The sequence below is a fragment of the Alteribacter salitolerans genome (assembly GCF_016901055.1).
GTDB lineage: Bacteria > Bacillota > Bacilli > Bacillales > Salisediminibacteriaceae > Alteribacter > Alteribacter keqinensis.
On sequence record NZ_JAFEUX010000002.1, the window covers coordinates 211,806 to 226,707 of the forward strand.

General features: G+C 42.5%; 15 protein-coding genes. 8 read left to right on the forward strand and 7 right to left on the reverse strand.

Annotated elements, in window-relative coordinates:
* Positions 1–126: 126 nt before the first annotated feature.
* The 7 genes from JSY36_RS04150 to JSY36_RS04180 all read right to left on the reverse strand — a co-directional run bounded on the left by JSY36_RS04150 (position 127) and on the right by JSY36_RS04180 (position 6,461).
* Entirely contained in the window at positions 127–1,056 is a 930-nt protein-coding gene (locus tag JSY36_RS04150) for a hypothetical protein (RefSeq protein WP_205165368.1), read from the reverse strand.
* 155 nt (positions 1,057–1,211) lie between these two features.
* Positions 1,212–2,402 carry a DUF418 domain-containing protein gene (locus tag JSY36_RS04155; protein WP_205165369.1) on the reverse strand — a complete coding sequence of 397 codons (1,191 nt, stop codon included), beginning with the start codon at positions 2,400–2,402 and terminating at the stop codon, positions 1,212–1,214.
* Between the two features lie 281 nt (positions 2,403–2,683).
* A complete protein-coding gene (locus JSY36_RS04160; RefSeq protein ID WP_205165370.1) occupies positions 2,684–4,132 on the reverse strand; it encodes an alanine/glycine:cation symporter family protein in 1,449 nt (482 codons plus the stop codon).
* 212 nt (positions 4,133–4,344) lie between these two features.
* The gene (locus JSY36_RS04165; protein WP_205165371.1) at positions 4,345–4,665 is read right to left on the reverse strand and encodes a YtxH domain-containing protein; all 321 of its coding nucleotides are present in this window, start codon (positions 4,663–4,665) and stop codon (positions 4,345–4,347) included.
* A gap of 24 nt (positions 4,666–4,689) precedes the next feature.
* Entirely contained in the window at positions 4,690–5,199 is a 510-nt protein-coding gene (locus JSY36_RS04170) for a DUF948 domain-containing protein (RefSeq protein WP_205165372.1), read from the reverse strand.
* 21 nt (positions 5,200–5,220) lie between these two features.
* Positions 5,221–5,568: a DUF5665 domain-containing protein gene (locus tag JSY36_RS04175; protein WP_122900508.1), complete on the reverse strand. Its 348-nt coding sequence runs from the start codon at positions 5,566–5,568 to the stop codon at positions 5,221–5,223.
* Between the two features lie 77 nt (positions 5,569–5,645).
* A complete protein-coding gene (locus JSY36_RS04180; RefSeq protein WP_205165373.1) occupies positions 5,646–6,461 on the reverse strand; it encodes a YihY/virulence factor BrkB family protein in 816 nt (271 codons plus the stop codon).
* 196 nt (positions 6,462–6,657) lie between these two features.
* Here JSY36_RS04180 and JSY36_RS04185 point away from each other — a divergent pair, with 196 nt between their 5' ends.
* Genes JSY36_RS04185 through JSY36_RS04220 form a run of 8 tightly spaced genes read left to right on the forward strand, consistent with a single transcriptional unit; the run spans position 6,658 to position 14,817 of the window.
* Positions 6,658–7,380, forward strand: coding sequence for an acylneuraminate cytidylyltransferase family protein (locus JSY36_RS04185; protein ID WP_122900512.1), 723 nt, complete (start codon positions 6,658–6,660; stop codon positions 7,378–7,380).
* Complete coding sequence (locus JSY36_RS04190) at positions 7,370–8,164, forward strand: SDR family oxidoreductase (protein WP_236784548.1); 795 nt, start codon at positions 7,370–7,372, stop codon at positions 8,162–8,164. Before JSY36_RS04185 ends, JSY36_RS04190 begins: the two co-directional genes overlap by 11 nt.
* Positions 8,158–9,081, forward strand: a complete 924-nt coding sequence (locus JSY36_RS04195) for a Gfo/Idh/MocA family oxidoreductase (RefSeq protein WP_205165375.1) — start codon at positions 8,158–8,160, stop codon at positions 9,079–9,081. The genes JSY36_RS04190 and JSY36_RS04195 overlap by 7 nt, the downstream gene beginning before the upstream one ends.
* The gene (locus tag JSY36_RS04200) at positions 9,065–9,886 is read left to right on the forward strand and encodes an SDR family oxidoreductase (protein WP_122900519.1); all 822 of its coding nucleotides are present in this window, start codon (positions 9,065–9,067) and stop codon (positions 9,884–9,886) included. Before JSY36_RS04195 ends, JSY36_RS04200 begins: the two co-directional genes overlap by 17 nt.
* A 21-nt stretch (positions 9,887–9,907) precedes the next feature.
* The gene (locus tag JSY36_RS04205; protein WP_205165376.1) at positions 9,908–10,888 is read left to right on the forward strand and encodes a Gfo/Idh/MocA family oxidoreductase; all 981 of its coding nucleotides are present in this window, start codon (positions 9,908–9,910) and stop codon (positions 10,886–10,888) included.
* The gene (locus tag JSY36_RS04210) at positions 10,873–11,847 is read left to right on the forward strand and encodes a Gfo/Idh/MocA family protein (protein ID WP_205165377.1); all 975 of its coding nucleotides are present in this window, start codon (positions 10,873–10,875) and stop codon (positions 11,845–11,847) included. Before JSY36_RS04205 ends, JSY36_RS04210 begins: the two co-directional genes overlap by 16 nt.
* A gap of 1 nt (position 11,848) precedes the next feature.
* Positions 11,849–13,348: a UDP-N-acetylglucosamine 2-epimerase gene (locus JSY36_RS04215; protein ID WP_205165378.1), complete on the forward strand. Its 1,500-nt coding sequence runs from the start codon at positions 11,849–11,851 to the stop codon at positions 13,346–13,348.
* On the forward strand, positions 13,327–14,817 hold the full coding sequence (locus JSY36_RS04220; RefSeq protein ID WP_205165379.1) for a CDP-glycerol glycerophosphotransferase family protein: 1,491 nt from the start codon (positions 13,327–13,329) through the stop codon (positions 14,815–14,817). The genes JSY36_RS04215 and JSY36_RS04220 overlap by 22 nt, the downstream gene beginning before the upstream one ends.
* Positions 14,818–14,902: the final 85 nt, after the last annotated feature.

Genomic DNA, 14,902 nt, shown 5'->3' on the forward strand with positions numbered 1-14,902 from the left:
TCAAAAGGTCTGTATTAAACCTTTTGAATCACCCTTCAAAAGCAATGGCACCTGTCTGTTTCCCCCAATCTTAGGTGGAAGGCAGACAGAGCCATTGTTTTTTATTATGATTACGGCGCTTAATAGTCATACAGCCCCTTCACTGGAAGAATTGAGTCCTTCAATCCTGTTGTAGCTGGCAAGATATCTGAGGGTTTTTACAGTTAATTCTCCCTGCCAATCTTTCCTCGCTTGAGACTCCCATACATCTTTGTATTGTTTCCACTCCCACGAAGGGGACCAGGCTCCGTTCTTATCCTGTGTGGCAATTTCGTAGTCAAGGTTTTTTATAACCGATTCCTCAAACATGGGAAAAAAAGGAGAATCCGGGTTTGGAGCGAACCAGAGAGGCTTGGCGCAGTATGCACCCCATTTCGAAGGATCGGTAGTGACGACTTTTCTGATATGGGGTTTTATCATGTCAATCAGCTGATTTTTCCCGGGCGAAGGCATCATTTGAGAAAGACGCATATAGGCGAGTAATTCGTGCATGTCAAGCTTCTCTGCATCTTCAAGGTAGGTAAAAACCTGTTCATGCCAAATAGGGAAGAGGTCTTGTTCAAGAATTTGCGGATAGCTGTGAAAATATCCGAGTATTTCAGCACCGGGATTTATTTCAAATGTAGTTGCAGGTTCCGTAAAATGCCACCACTCTGCATGAGGTTCATAATTCATTGCTTTAAGCTTCAGGGGCCAGAATCCGCTTTCTGCGTATACGGATGAAAGGTAGTTCATGGCTTTTTGAATAAATGGATGGCTTCCTTTCGCATTCACTGCCTTTGCATACTGAAGTGCGACCGAAGTGGCAATGGGGCTGGAGGCTTTCATCCTGATATCGGGCTCGATACCGTGTCCCACGCCACCGTCTTCATTCTGATAGGGGACCAGTGCTTCCATCACATCCTCAGAGGAGCCGTTTGTAAAATAGTACTCAAACAAACGCTGATCCACGAGGCGGGCATGGGTATGGACAAAGTCTGCAGCAAGACGGAATCGTTGAAGTGATAAAGTTTTCATTATACTAGCTCCCTTTACTGAATGTCCTATCGTATCGTTGTAAATATATACTTTACCTAAACTCATACCCTGATACGATGGAAGTTAGTCATCTGTTTTGTTATTGTTTTACAAATTAAAAGAGCCCGATATGAAAACCGGACTCCTCTTTGTGGTTATTTTCTTTTTAACGATTGAGGCCGCATATACGTGCCGACACGCCAGAACCATTCCACCGGCCCGTAGGCAAACCTGCTTAGCCACCAGCGGCTTGCGAGGATTTGAAGGACGAAAACAACAATCACAATGAAAGTGCCTATGATTAACCCGAGTTCAGCAAATAACCCAAACCCATAATTAAAATACAGAAGCGTCATGATGACTGACTGGCTCAGGTAGTTGCTGAGCGCCATTCTTCCAACGTAGCCAAAGGCGGTAAACAATCTTGCAAACACGCCGGCCTGGTGAAGAAGGAGAAAGGCGGCAATGTATCCTAGTGTTAAAAACGGACCGCCGAAAATCATACTTAAATACTCGAGCTGATTGTTACCTGTAAAGACGTAAGCTCCCTTTAATGTCAGGCCAAGTGGAAAGAAAATCGAAGCGATTCTGATAAGAATCCGCCTGTGCTCGGCCGGCCTGTGAATCCATCCTTTTTTGGCCAGGTAAGCGCCAGTAAGGAAGAGTGCGATAATCTGAAGCCCCATAAAAATGGACATGAAGACCGCAACAGCATACCCACCTTCCATATCCTGAAACGGGTCGGCTGTGACCCTGTATATGAGGGCGTCCGTATACGTCCCTTCAGAGAGAGCGGAGATTTCCTGTTCCTGAATGGTTGTGAAGTCCATGTCTCCTACAGAACCGTCGTCTGGAATAAGCCCCGGCAGGCCGATGAGTAAAAAGATACCGACCGCCCAACCGAGTATCGTTGCCGGCTTACATTTTATAAATAAAAGAAGAAACAGACCGCTGAGTCCGTATGTAAGTAAAATGTCTCCATCCCAGATGAGATACGTGTGGAGAAGACCGAGAAAAGCAAGAATCACCATACGACGGAAAAACAGCCCGCCAAACGAACGGCCCTTTTCCTGAGTCCGCTGCCAGATCATGACCGCACCAAATCCAAACAGCATGGAGAAGAGCGGATAAAAGCTCCCTTCAAAGAAAAGAGAATTGACAGCTGCTACGCTGCTGTCAGCTGTCCTGAAAGTCTCGGCAAAACGCTCAAAGCTGAACATGCCATACTGAAAATACATACTGTTAACGAGTAAAATCCCGAATAAAGCAAAGCCCCTCAGACTGTCAACATGAGAAAGCCGCTCTCCGGGCTCCAGAGGCGTAAACCTCTCCTGTCGTTCATTCATCCCAAAACCCCCAGTTTCATATCAATAAACCTGCACATGATCTATACGCCCGTAAAGTCAATAAGTTTCACCAAAAGTTCAGGGGTCTGTCCCCGTACAATTTTAAGCAAGCTTCATTCCACGATACCATATCGATCCACTTTCGAAGCAGGATCTTTTTGTCGCTACCGCCCGTCCGGCACCGTGTGAGCCGGACCTATACAAACCGCCTCGTGACCTGTAAACCTTTAACAAACAAAAAAGACGCGACCACCACGGTGGTCACGCCTCTAAATCCCTTGTTATTTTGCCTGGCGCTGTTCTTCCTCGCCATCCCAGCATTCCGTACCTGTCAGACCTTCAATACGATCTGCCCTAAATACGGGCTCACTTTGGGTTTTACGCTGCTCCTGGTAATCCTTAAGCACTTTAAGAGCCAGTTTACCAAGAATAGCAATAACGGCTAGGTTCATGACGGCCATGAGTCCCATGAACAAGTCAGCCATGTTCCATACTAGGCTGAGCTCGGCAAGAGCACCAAGGAAAACCATACCCATTACAGCAAAACGGTAGAAGTTGATCAGGAATTTGTTTTTCTTCACAAACTCCATGTTTGTTTCACCGTAATAGTAGTTACCTACAATGGAGCTGAACGCAAACAGCAGGATCGCAATGGCAAGGAACGAGACAGCCCATCCACCGATGTGCTCACTTAGAGCCATCTGGGTAATCGCGATACCTTCTTCTTCACCGAGTGTGTACACGTCAGTCAGAAGGATGACAAAAGCTGTTGCTGTACAGATAACGAGTGTATCAACGAATACACCGAGTGACTGCACAAGACCTTGTTTGGCCGGGTGCTTAACGTCAGCTGTGGCAGCAGCGTTTGGCACACTACCCATACCGGCTTCGTTGGAGAATAAGCCTCGGCGTATACCTTGCATGAGTGCGGCACCAAGTCCGCCGCCGACAACTTCTTCAAGACCAAATGCGTTGGCAATGATTAAGCTGATTACAGCCGGCAGTTCTGTAATATTTACAATGGAAATGCCAAGCGCAAATACAAGGTAAATGACCGCCATGACCGGTACAATAACCTGAGTTACTTTAGCAATACGCTGAACACCGCCAAAGAAAATCAGACCGGCAAGAAGCGCAAGTACGGCACCGACAACAGCGCGGTTAACGCCATAGGCATTTTCAAATGCATGAGAAATGGTGTTGGCTTGTACCATGTTAAAAATGAAACCGAAACATAATGTAATTAAAATAGCAAAAGATATTCCGAGCCAGCGGGCTTTAAGAGCTTTTTCCATATAGTAGGCAGGTCCGCCACGGAAATTCTCTCCGTCTTTCACCTTATAAACCTGAGCCAGTGTACTTTCAATAAAGGCAGTTGCAGCACCGAGGAGGGCGATTAGCCACATCCAGAATACGGCTCCGGGACCACCAAGCGACACTGCAAGGGCTACCCCGGCCAGGTTCCCTGTACCGACCCGGGAGGCCGTACTGATACAGAATGCCTGAAAGGACGAAACACCGCGTTTTCCTTCTTTTGAGATCGTGCTTTTTTCTGTAATAACCTTGAACATTTCGCCAAACAGACGGAACTGAACAAAGTTTGATCGTATAGTAAAATAAATACCCAATCCAATGAGTAAAGCAATCAGAACATAAGTCCAAAGGATATCATTGGCACCGTCGACGATCCATTCTATTGCACCGACAAAGGAATTACCTTCTCCATTCATTGATAATGTCTCCTTTTCTATTGTTTTATTGTATTTTGTTATATGACACTGATAACCTGTACTATTATATCAAAATAACTTTCTCTGTAAATGTTTATTTCATAGATGTACTTGAAAATTAAGGAAGGTAACGTTTCGGGGAAAACAGATGCGAAGGCGCAACAGTGACCCATGTTACCATTATTCAGCTTTTAAGTAAAAAAAGGCCTTAATTAAAAGGCCTGTTCGGCAGGCGGAAGCAGTTTCTGCCTGTTATTTATGTGTACTTCTTCATGGGCAGCCTCAACAGCATCAGCTGTAATGGCATCCATTTCTTCTGCAACGTGAGTTTTTACGGAGTCATAGACGCTTTCTAGACGGCTGGCTTCCAGTTTGATTTCCTCAAATGTCCGTTCAAGACGTTTTCTCTGTTCGTAATAACGGATTTTCACTTCGTGACGGGCAGCCGATCCGGACTTTGGTGCCATCAGCAAAGCCGTGATTCCGGCGGCAGCATAGCCAAATACAAATCCGATTCCCGTGCCTTTACCCATGTTCAGATCACTCCCGGTTCTGTTCTAAACGTTCATATGTTCGCGCTGAAGCTCTTCAGCTACTTCAACCTCTACATCCATACGGTGCTGTTCACTTACTTTTTCGGCTGCCGCTTTTTTCTCTTTACGTTTTTTCACCAGATAGTAAACAAAGGAAGCGGTGCGCATCCAGCCCCGTACATCTTTCTCGTCAATCTTGGTTGCTCCTTTATCCACATCACTTTGTGTGCGCTTGGAGAGCTTCACAAGAGACGAAGTGACGCGATGGGCGGATTCCCCTACGTCATTGACGATGTAGAAGATCGGGTCAAGCTGTGTGAGCTTGTGATTTACATCTGCAATTGTTTCGTTTGTGTTATAAAGAGTGAGCTTCGTTTCGCTCGTTATTTCACCAATCTGTCCTTCAAGATTTTCAACGGTTTTTGCCGTGTGGGTCAGTACTTCTGTTAGTTTTGATAACACCTTTGTAAGATAAACCACGAGTCCTGCAAATGCCAATGCGATAATAAAAATTCCAATGCCTAAAAAGTCCAAATCAATCACCCCTGCAATTTGTTAGTCTGTTGTACGGTACGTATCAATCATATCAAGAAGTCCGGCAATATACTCCCCGACGATCGGCAAAGAAACAATCTGAGTGAGAATGAGTACGAGGAGGCCGATAAAGATTGCGGTTCCCACCGTCAAGCCGACTCCACGCGCCATACCTGCAAGCAGATTTGTTTTAATCACTTCCCGTTTATTCGTGAAATGATAGGCAATATCCTTTAAATGCCCCTTTGTGGTCATTTCCTCAATTTTATCAAGAAGCTTCTCAAGGCGCTCCTGCTCTTCTTTTGATTCTGCTTCCTTGCGGTGTTTAGCGGGTACTTTACGGCTTTCCTGTTCTCTTGTAAGGGGCATAACAGTCTCCTCCTGAACAAAATGGTTCTTGTTTTCACTTACCCATCCTTACGTACTTGTAAACGTTTGGTAAGCGATCAGGATAGGAGGGGATCTTGTCTTGTCTCCATGGCATTAATCAGACCTCCTGTAAGGAGAACGAATCCGACGAGGTAGAACCAGATAATGAGGATGATAACGCTGCTCAGTGTTCCGTGAAGAGCAGACAGGTTCGCCATATACTGCACATACAATGACATGCCAAAGGACGTAACCTGCCACCCGAGAGTGGCAAATATTGCCCCGGGAACAACTTGTTTAAAGGATGACCTTACATTAGGACCAAGCTTGTACAAAAACACGAGAACCCCGAAAACAGTAGCTGTACTCACAAACCACACAATCCATTCCCATGAAGCAAGAATACCGCTGGGAATGTGAAACATCGAGGCCACATAACGGTCGAGTGTGACGATAAAAAACGGAAGTATGAGCTGGATAAGGATTGCCGCGATAATGAGAATGGCAAAAAAGAGAGACAGCATCCTGATGCGTAAAAAAGAGCGTTCTTCTTTTTTGTGATGAGCGAGGTTTAGTGCTCTTATAGTAGCATGCAGGCTGTTTGTTGTAGCGAAGACGGATAACAGGAGTCCGAACGAAAGAAAGCCGCCATGTCTGATTCCAAGAAGCATGTCCTCGTTTCTGTCAATGATGGTTCCCACTTCTCCGGGTGCCATAGCAGACACATACTCAAGCAGGACTTTGCCATCGATGGGGAAAAAGCTGAGAAGTGCCAGCCCGAAGAGAAGAAACGGCACAAACATAAGGAGAAAATAAAACGCCAGCTGCGCGGATAAATCAATCACCTGGCCTTCTTTTAATTTGTGAAAAAACTGAGTTATCCATTTCACCATGACAAGAAACTCCTTTAGTACGGGTGTATGGGATTAGGATGACCGAAAAGAAATAAATATATCAGGAGGCACGAAGCGAAGGTGATAATTCAATTTCATACTACATATTGTGGAGGATGGGAGCACTACAAAAAAATCAAATACCTTTATGCAGGCGAGTAATTAGAGAAGATTCAAAGAAACAGGAGGTCGGTGAATGAACAGTAAGAACCGAACAGTAGCTCTCATCCCTGCACGAGGGGGGAGCAAAAGCATTCCGTACAAAAACATAAAACAATTTAATGGTAAGCCTTTAATCGCCTGGACCATTGAAGCAGCATTAAAAACGCCGGAAATTGACCGTGTCATCGTTTCTACGGATGATAAGAAAATCAGTGAAGTGTCAAAAAAGTACGGGGCTGAAGTTTTCCATCGTGATAAAGAGCTGGCTTCAGATTTCGCCTTGCCGATTGATGTAATAAGGAGTGTTATTTCAAGACTGAAAACGGAAGGGGCCGCCTTTGAAACGATGGTTTATCTGGAACCCACAAGCCCTCTTAGAATCCCGAAAGACATACAGGAAACTTTACAACTTATCAATCATTCAGAGCAACCAACCCGTTATCGGTCGGCTGCTACTTATACAACAGCTGAATTAAATCCCCATAGAGCCTGGAAAATTGCAGGAGGAACACCACAAGCCTTTATTGGAGGAGCTAACCCGTGGCTTCCGAGACAATTACTGCCTGAAGCCTACCAATTAAATGGAGCCGTATATGCTTTTTGCATAGGTGATATTGATGAAAAGGCGGTTCACCTGCTCCCGGAACCTTCGGGTGCTGTTTTAATGCCCGAAGAACGTTCAATTGATATCGACAATGAAATTGATTTCATGCTGGCAGAGTTATTGCATAGGAGGGAGTACAACGTTGAACCTTGATGAATTATTTACATTAAAGGGGAAGACTGCACTTGTCACAGGGGGAGCGGGTTATTTAGGAACTGAAATCAGTGCAACATTAGCGGAACTGGGAGCAACGGTGATAGTAGCAAGCCGGAACTACAATAAATGTCAAAAAAAATGTGAAGAAATACAAAAAAGCCTTCCAAAAGGGGGAGATCTCTTTCCGCTTACACTTGATTTAATGAACAAAGTGTCTATCGATCATTGCTTTAAAAAAATTGAAGACCAATTTGGCAGCCTTGACATCCTTGTAAACAATGCCTGGTCGGGTAACAAGAATTCATTTGAAACGATAACAGACCAAGATTGGGAATATGACATTGATATGAGTTTAAATTCAGTATTTTATTGTACTAAGAAAGCAGTGAAGGGGCTGATTGAAAAGAAAGGCGTTATATTGAATGTCACGTCCATGTACGGGCACGTTGCACCTGATTACCGAATTTATGATGGAAAAGAATTTACCAACCCCCCAAGTTATGGAGCAGCAAAAGCAGGAGTCATCCAATTCTCAAAGTATTTAGCAAGTTTCTTGTCTCCACATGGAATTCGTGTGAATTGCCTGAGCCCTGGTCCTTTTCCACACGAACAAACACAGGAAAACAAGGAATTTATTCAAAAGCTGGCTTCTAAGAACCCTATGAACAGAATAGGGAAAGCATATGAAATAAAGGGAGCTGTGGCACTTTTATGTACAAATGCCTCAAGCTATATGACAGGACAGAATATCTGCGTTGATGGTGGATGGGCTGTATGGTAAAGAATGTAGGAATAGTCGGATACAATAAGGGGAACGGACATCCGTTTTCTTTTTCAGCTATCATTAATGGGTATGACCCTTCACTAATTACGTCTGCAGGATGGGAAGTTATCCGTAACTATCTTGACAGGAGAGACCTTTCTGAGTTTGGGTTCGGTAATATAAAAGTGACCCATGCCTGGACACAAGACCCTTTAACTACCAAGCAACTTTGTAAAGCTTGCTTTATACCTAATGCAATAACAAATATCGAGGATATGTGTAATGAAGTGGATGCTGTGATTATAGCAAGAGATGATTTTGAATGTCATAAAAGCCTGTCAGCACATTTTCTTGAAAAAGATATTCCTGTATTTATTGATAAGCCGCTCTCTGTTAAAGAAGAAGAGTTAAAGTACTTTACACCATTCCTGATGCATGGAAAGCTGATGTCGTGTTCTTCTATGAGGTTTGCCCGTGAATTGGACTCTTATCATTCAGACCCTTTAATTTATGGAAAATTGCATCTCATACGTGCGGCTGGCCCATTGTCCTGGGTTAAGTACGGAATACATCTGCTGGAAGCCATTATCCCTTTTTATCCTTCAGAACCTCTCTCGGTCCTCTATCATTCATCAACTCACGATTCCTATATTATCAGGTTCAAAGATCATACTACCTTGTTAGTCAATACACTGGGGAATTTAAAGGTTCCTTTTCTTATTGATTTTTTTGGAGAGAAGACCCATTCCCAGACAATTATAAATGATAATTTCTCAATGTTTCGCAGGACATTATGGCACTTTTTCAAATCTATCGAGACAAAGAAGCCGGAAATTTCCCCTGCAAGCACGTTAACGTTGATGAAAGTTTTAATGGCAGGCACTCAATCGAAGGCTGGAAAGGGGGAGGTTTACTTAGATGAAATCGTCATTTAGTGAAAAGTTCCTGTTGAAGGGAAAAACAGCACTCATAACTGGAGCACTTGGAATACTTGGGAAACGTTTTTGTGAAGGCATGGCGGAATCCGGAGCAAATGTGGTGGTAGTGGATGTTGAAGAAGATAGTTGTACAGCATTTGCAAAATACCTGTCACGTTTATATAAAACCGATTGCTTAGGTATTGGATGCGATATTACCTCCCCCGATCAGGTTGATAAGATGGTGAATAAAGTCATTAATAAGTATTCTGAAATAGATATCCTCCACAATAACGCAGCCACGAAAACACAGAATTTAAAGGAATATTTTACTTCTTTTGAGGAATACAAACTCGGAACCTGGAGGGAAGTCATGGCGGTAAATGTTGAGGGAATGTATCTGACAGCACAAAAGGTAGGCAGTCAAATGTTGAAGCAACAACGTGGTGTCATTATTCAAACTTCCTCGATTTATGGTATTAAAGGAGTCGACAATCGCATATATGCAGGCTCTAAATATCTGGGCATGGAAATAAACACTCCTGCGGTATATGCCGCTTCAAAAGCAGCAGTCTGGGGTTTGACACAATACTTGGCGACGTATTGGGCTGATAAGGGCATTCGAGTAAACATGTTAAGCCCCGGAGGCATAGAAAGCGGTCAAAATGAGACTTTTATTCGAAAGTATTCTCATAGAGTACCTATGGCACGGATGGGGCAGCCTGACGAGCTGGTTGGAGCCTTACTATTTTTAGCCTCGGAGGCATCTTCTTATATAACTGGTCAGAATATTGTGGTAGATGGTGGCTTAACTGCTTGGTGACCGGGAAAGGGGCAGTAAAGTATGCAGACAGACAGAAAAAAAGTTGGAATTATAGGGTTGGGTCATATTGGAAGAAGGCACTTCCAATCATTGTTTTATTTGAAAGAAAGTGCTGATATTTTTCTGGTTGATCAAAAAGAAGAAGGGATAACATCAGCAAAAAAGATGATGGCTGAAGAATTCAAATCATCCACATTTCCTCATTCCTTATCATGCGGCACAACACTGGATACGCTTCCCCATTTTCTTGATATAGTCATTATTGCTTCTCCATCCAATGTAAGGCGTAACATTATCGAAGCATTCCTGAAAAAAAGAACGGCAAGGTTTATGATTTTGGAAAAGGTTGTTTTTCAAAGAGTCTCAGATTTTAGTGAAATATCTCAACTGTTTAATGAAAAAAAAGTAACGGTGTGGGTTAATTGCCCGATGAGAACATATCCGTTCTTTAAGGAAATCAAACGTCGTTTTGGTCCCTCTCCCATTCACTATACTGTAACTGGCTCACAGTTAAATCTGGCATCAAATGTTATTCACCATCTGGATCTGATTACCTATCTCTCTGAAGATAACGTTGTAGTCGTTGATCCTCGTTTGTTAAATACGCCTTTTTCAAGTAAGCGGAAAGGCTTTTTTGAGTGCACGGGAACATTGAGTGCATATACAAGAAATCACAGTACACTAAACATGACTTCATTTGATCAAGGTGGGATTCCACCGGTTATCACCTGCCAATCCAATGAATGGAGAGCTGTGATCAGGGTGTTGGAGAATAAAGCTTGGTTAGCCTGTGCAGATCATAAATGGACCTGGGAAGAAGTAGACTATAAATCTCCTTTACAAAGCGAACTGACATGTTTATATCTTCAACAACTTTTTTCAACAGAAAGCTGCGACTTGCCCGGCTTCAGGGAATCCTGGAATCTGCATATTCCACTACTCCAGTCCCTGTCTCACCATTTTTACTGCAAAGGAGAGGCGGCTTCTTGTCCAATCACATAAAAAATCACGTTCTGCTGGTCGGCTCCGGAAAGATGGCTGTTGAATATGCAAAGGTACTTAGTGCCATAAAACAAAAGTATATTTGTGTGGGCAGAGGAGAGGCTTCATGTGAAAATTTTTTTAAACAAACAGGTATACGTCCTGTATCAGGCGGGATCCACACCTATTTAAAAAATATCGGAGAGGTTCCGGCAAAAGGCATTGTTGCGGTGCCCGTTGAACAATTATATCCAGTTACGAAAGCCCTGCTCCATCACGGCCTGAACGAGCTGTTGGTTGAGAAGCCCGGGGGGATGGATGCAGGTGAAATAAAAGAACTTGGGAACAGAGCAAAGATGAAGCAGGCGAATGTATATGTCGCCTATAACAGACGTTTCTATGCCTCTGTAGAAAAGATCAAAGAAATGGTCCGGCAAGAGGGAGGCGTTTTATCTTTCCACTTTGACTTTACAGAACTGAGTCACACGATTTCGACATCCGCTATTCATGACAAAGTAAAGCGTTCCTGGCTCCTGGCAAACTCGTCCCATATCATCGATACTGCCTTTTATCTGGGAGGGAACCCGATTAAACTGCAAGCAAAAATAAGCGGGAAAGATGCGTTGAACTGGCACCCTGAAGCGGCCATTTTTACGGGATGCGGAGAAACCGGCGAAGGAGCTTTGTTTTCCTACAATGCAAACTGGATCTCTCCGGGAAGGTGGGGTATTCAGGTAAATACCGAAAAGTCAAAATTGCTTTTACAGCCTGTAGAGAAGCTGTTTATTCAGAAACGCGGCTCATTTGAAGTGGAGCAAATAGCATTGAATAACCATTTAGATCTTCAGTTTAAACCCGGCTTATATAATATGGTTCTGAAATTCCTTCACTCAAGCCATCGTAACCTTGTAACTATAGGAGAACAATACGAACACGCAATCAACTGGTATGAACCTATAGCAGATGGAGGTACCTTTTAAAATGTATGGTGACAGCAGGCTAAATGATTATTCATCTCTGAAATACGGTTTGACTCGAAGCTTCTTTGAAGGCTACTCTGACCTTACTTATAAAGGGGTTGAAATTCCGACTACATTAATCAGAGTATTTCACCAGTATATTAAGGTTTACGTAGATAGAAACTACCAAAAAAAGAACAATATCGTAAAACACAGCATGACAGATATGAAACATGTTCAACATGCCCTGACCAGATCTCCAAAAGTCTATAAAGACCTGTCTCTTTTCCCTAATCGAAAAACTGTCGTTATACCCGCCTCTCTTGTATCGTTTGCGTTAGAAAACTTAAAAAAAGAAAGCCTTATCCTGATGGCAATTAATGAAGAAGAGGAAAAGATGTTAAACAGCCTTGCGTTACCCCGCAACTTTCAGATATACAGCTATAGAAAAGGTATTACGTCTGTGAGGCTCCCCAGGAAAACGGTAAACGTTATTAGAAGAAAAGCTTCAAGGATCCATCCTAAAAAAGAAATTAACACCTTGTTTAAAAGAGAAACATTTAAATACTGGCTGAATAAACAAATTCCTGTCGCGGTTCGTATCATTACAAGTTTAGACAGGTTGGTAAGAAAGAAGATGATAAAGCTTTTTATTTGTCCGGTAGAAATAATCAACCCGTGGACCACACTGGGTATCCTGGCTAAAAAATACAACCTTCCGTTTGTTAACATGCCCCAGGTACTCATTTCGGATCGTTCTTTGATTCCAACAAGGGCCTCACACCATTTTGCCTGGGGAAGGAACTATAAGCAGTGGCTGGTAAAAAGGGGAGTCCCGGCTTCTTCTGTATTAGAAACAGGAAACTTGAACTTTGATAATAAATATCATTCCCGTTCATTCATGACCGCTCACCAATTTGCTGACATTTGCCCGGTGTCCCCGGATCATAAGATATTTGTATTTACTTCACAGCCTTTTACAGATCAAACAAATCTTCATATCATCAATTGGATAAAGAGGGTCGAAAAAGAAAACCTACCTGCTCACTTTCTGATACGGCCACATCCGTACGATCATGTTGACTACAGTGAATTTTTCAGCGGCAGCGGGAATGTGAGTATTTCGAATCCCAGGCTCGGACTTTATGATTTACTCCATCACAGTCATTTTGTAATGACGGTTTCTTCAAACACAGCGATTGAAGGGGCACTTATGAATAATGGAATTATTGTACTGCAGCCCGACATGGATTATCACTATGAGCATCACAATAACGATTTTAATTCATTCTTAGTGAAGGGGAACGCAGGAAGTGTGATTCAATCCGGTGAATCGCTGTTAAATGTGGTTGAGGATATCCTCCATAATCCTGTTTTTGAAAGAGACCTTTTAGAGAAAGCGAAGAAGTTTGTCGGGGAAACGATTAATTTAAACGTAAGGCCTTCCAGAGTTATTCGGTCATTTATTATAAATCAAATAAACAGCCGGGGGGAAGAACATTGTTTGGAGAAGAGAAGTTGAATAATCATTACTTTTTACGCTATGCCCTTACAAAAGAATTTTTTGATGAATTCAATGGACTTAACTACAGTGGAATTGAACTTCCTACATGTCTTGTAAGGCATTTTCATTTGAGGATAAAAGAATTTGTTGATGAAAACATAAGCAATGAACCATTCCTAACCTTTTTAAAATTGAAACATCCTATGCAGTCTGTAAGGGACGCACAACAGGCCCTTTCTCAAAATAAACCTGTAAGAAAAAAACTTTATAATGCGAACCATTACAAAACCTATCTAATGCCCGGACGTTTTGTTCAACTGGCGCTGGATCATTTTTCAACTGATAAAGTTGTGTTTACACTAACAAGTGCAGCTGATACAGAGGCAATCAAAGGAAAAAAACTGCCCGGTAATTTCTCTACGTTTCAATTAGGTGACCATCTTCCCTCAGTCCATTTACCTGCCGCCAAAAGAAAACAGTTAAGTCAGTTTATCAATAAAAAGGAGAGTCTGTTATCTGAAAGCCACTTCCTATTTAAAGACCCCTCTTTTTTTACCTGGTTGAGAGGGTATATCTTCAGGATGGCAAAAATGGTTCATGTATACGAAAGCCTTATCCTGAAAGAGAAGGTCGGAGTGATTATTGATCATGTGGATATTACTGTTCCGGGTTGTATTACTTCTCTTATTGGATTAAAGTATGATATTCCCTACGTTAGTGTACCTCAGGTGCTAATGACGGACCGTTCCATTATTCCCAGCCGGGCTGCAAAATATCTGGTTTGGGGAAAGATGTATAAAGCGTGGTTAATCAAACGTGGAATCCATACTTCTAAAATAGAAATTGTGGGAAATATGAACTTTGAGTATGCCAGACAGAAGCTGAATACTTCTATAGACGTTGGCGAGTTTAAGAGAAAACACAATATACCGCAAAATCATTACATTGCCACATGGACTACCCAGCCTTTTGAAAAAGCGGTAAATGAACAAGTGCTGGACTGGCTGAAAAAGACAGAGATGCTTCCTTTAACGTTTATTATTCGCCCCCACCCCTCCGACAATTCAGACTATAAACAATTAGCGGGAAAAAAAGGAAATTTCCTAATACTCTCCAGGGAAGACATGGAGCTATATGACAATTTATATGTTACTGATTTTCTGTTAACGATATCATCAAATACCGCTATTGAAGCAGCAATCATGAAGAAACCGCTCATTGTATTAAAACCCCGTATCCCTTACCATTACGAATTAAATAATAACTCCTTTAACTATTTTTTGGAGAATGCCTCTGCTGGAATTGTCGTTAAAGAAAGCGCGGAATTGAAAAGAGAGATAGAGAGGTTAATACAGGACAAAGCCTACTATACAAAAACATACAATCAAGGTCAAAGCTTTCTTAAATCAATGATTTCACCGGAGAAATCACCCTCTATGGTAATAAGCCGCATTCTGCGGGAACTCAATGAGAAAAAATCAACATAAGCAATATCATAGCGTATATTCTGAATTAATTCCTTTTGAGCTGCAATTTAAAAAAGCCTGCCAAAGGGCGGGCTTTTTACGATTC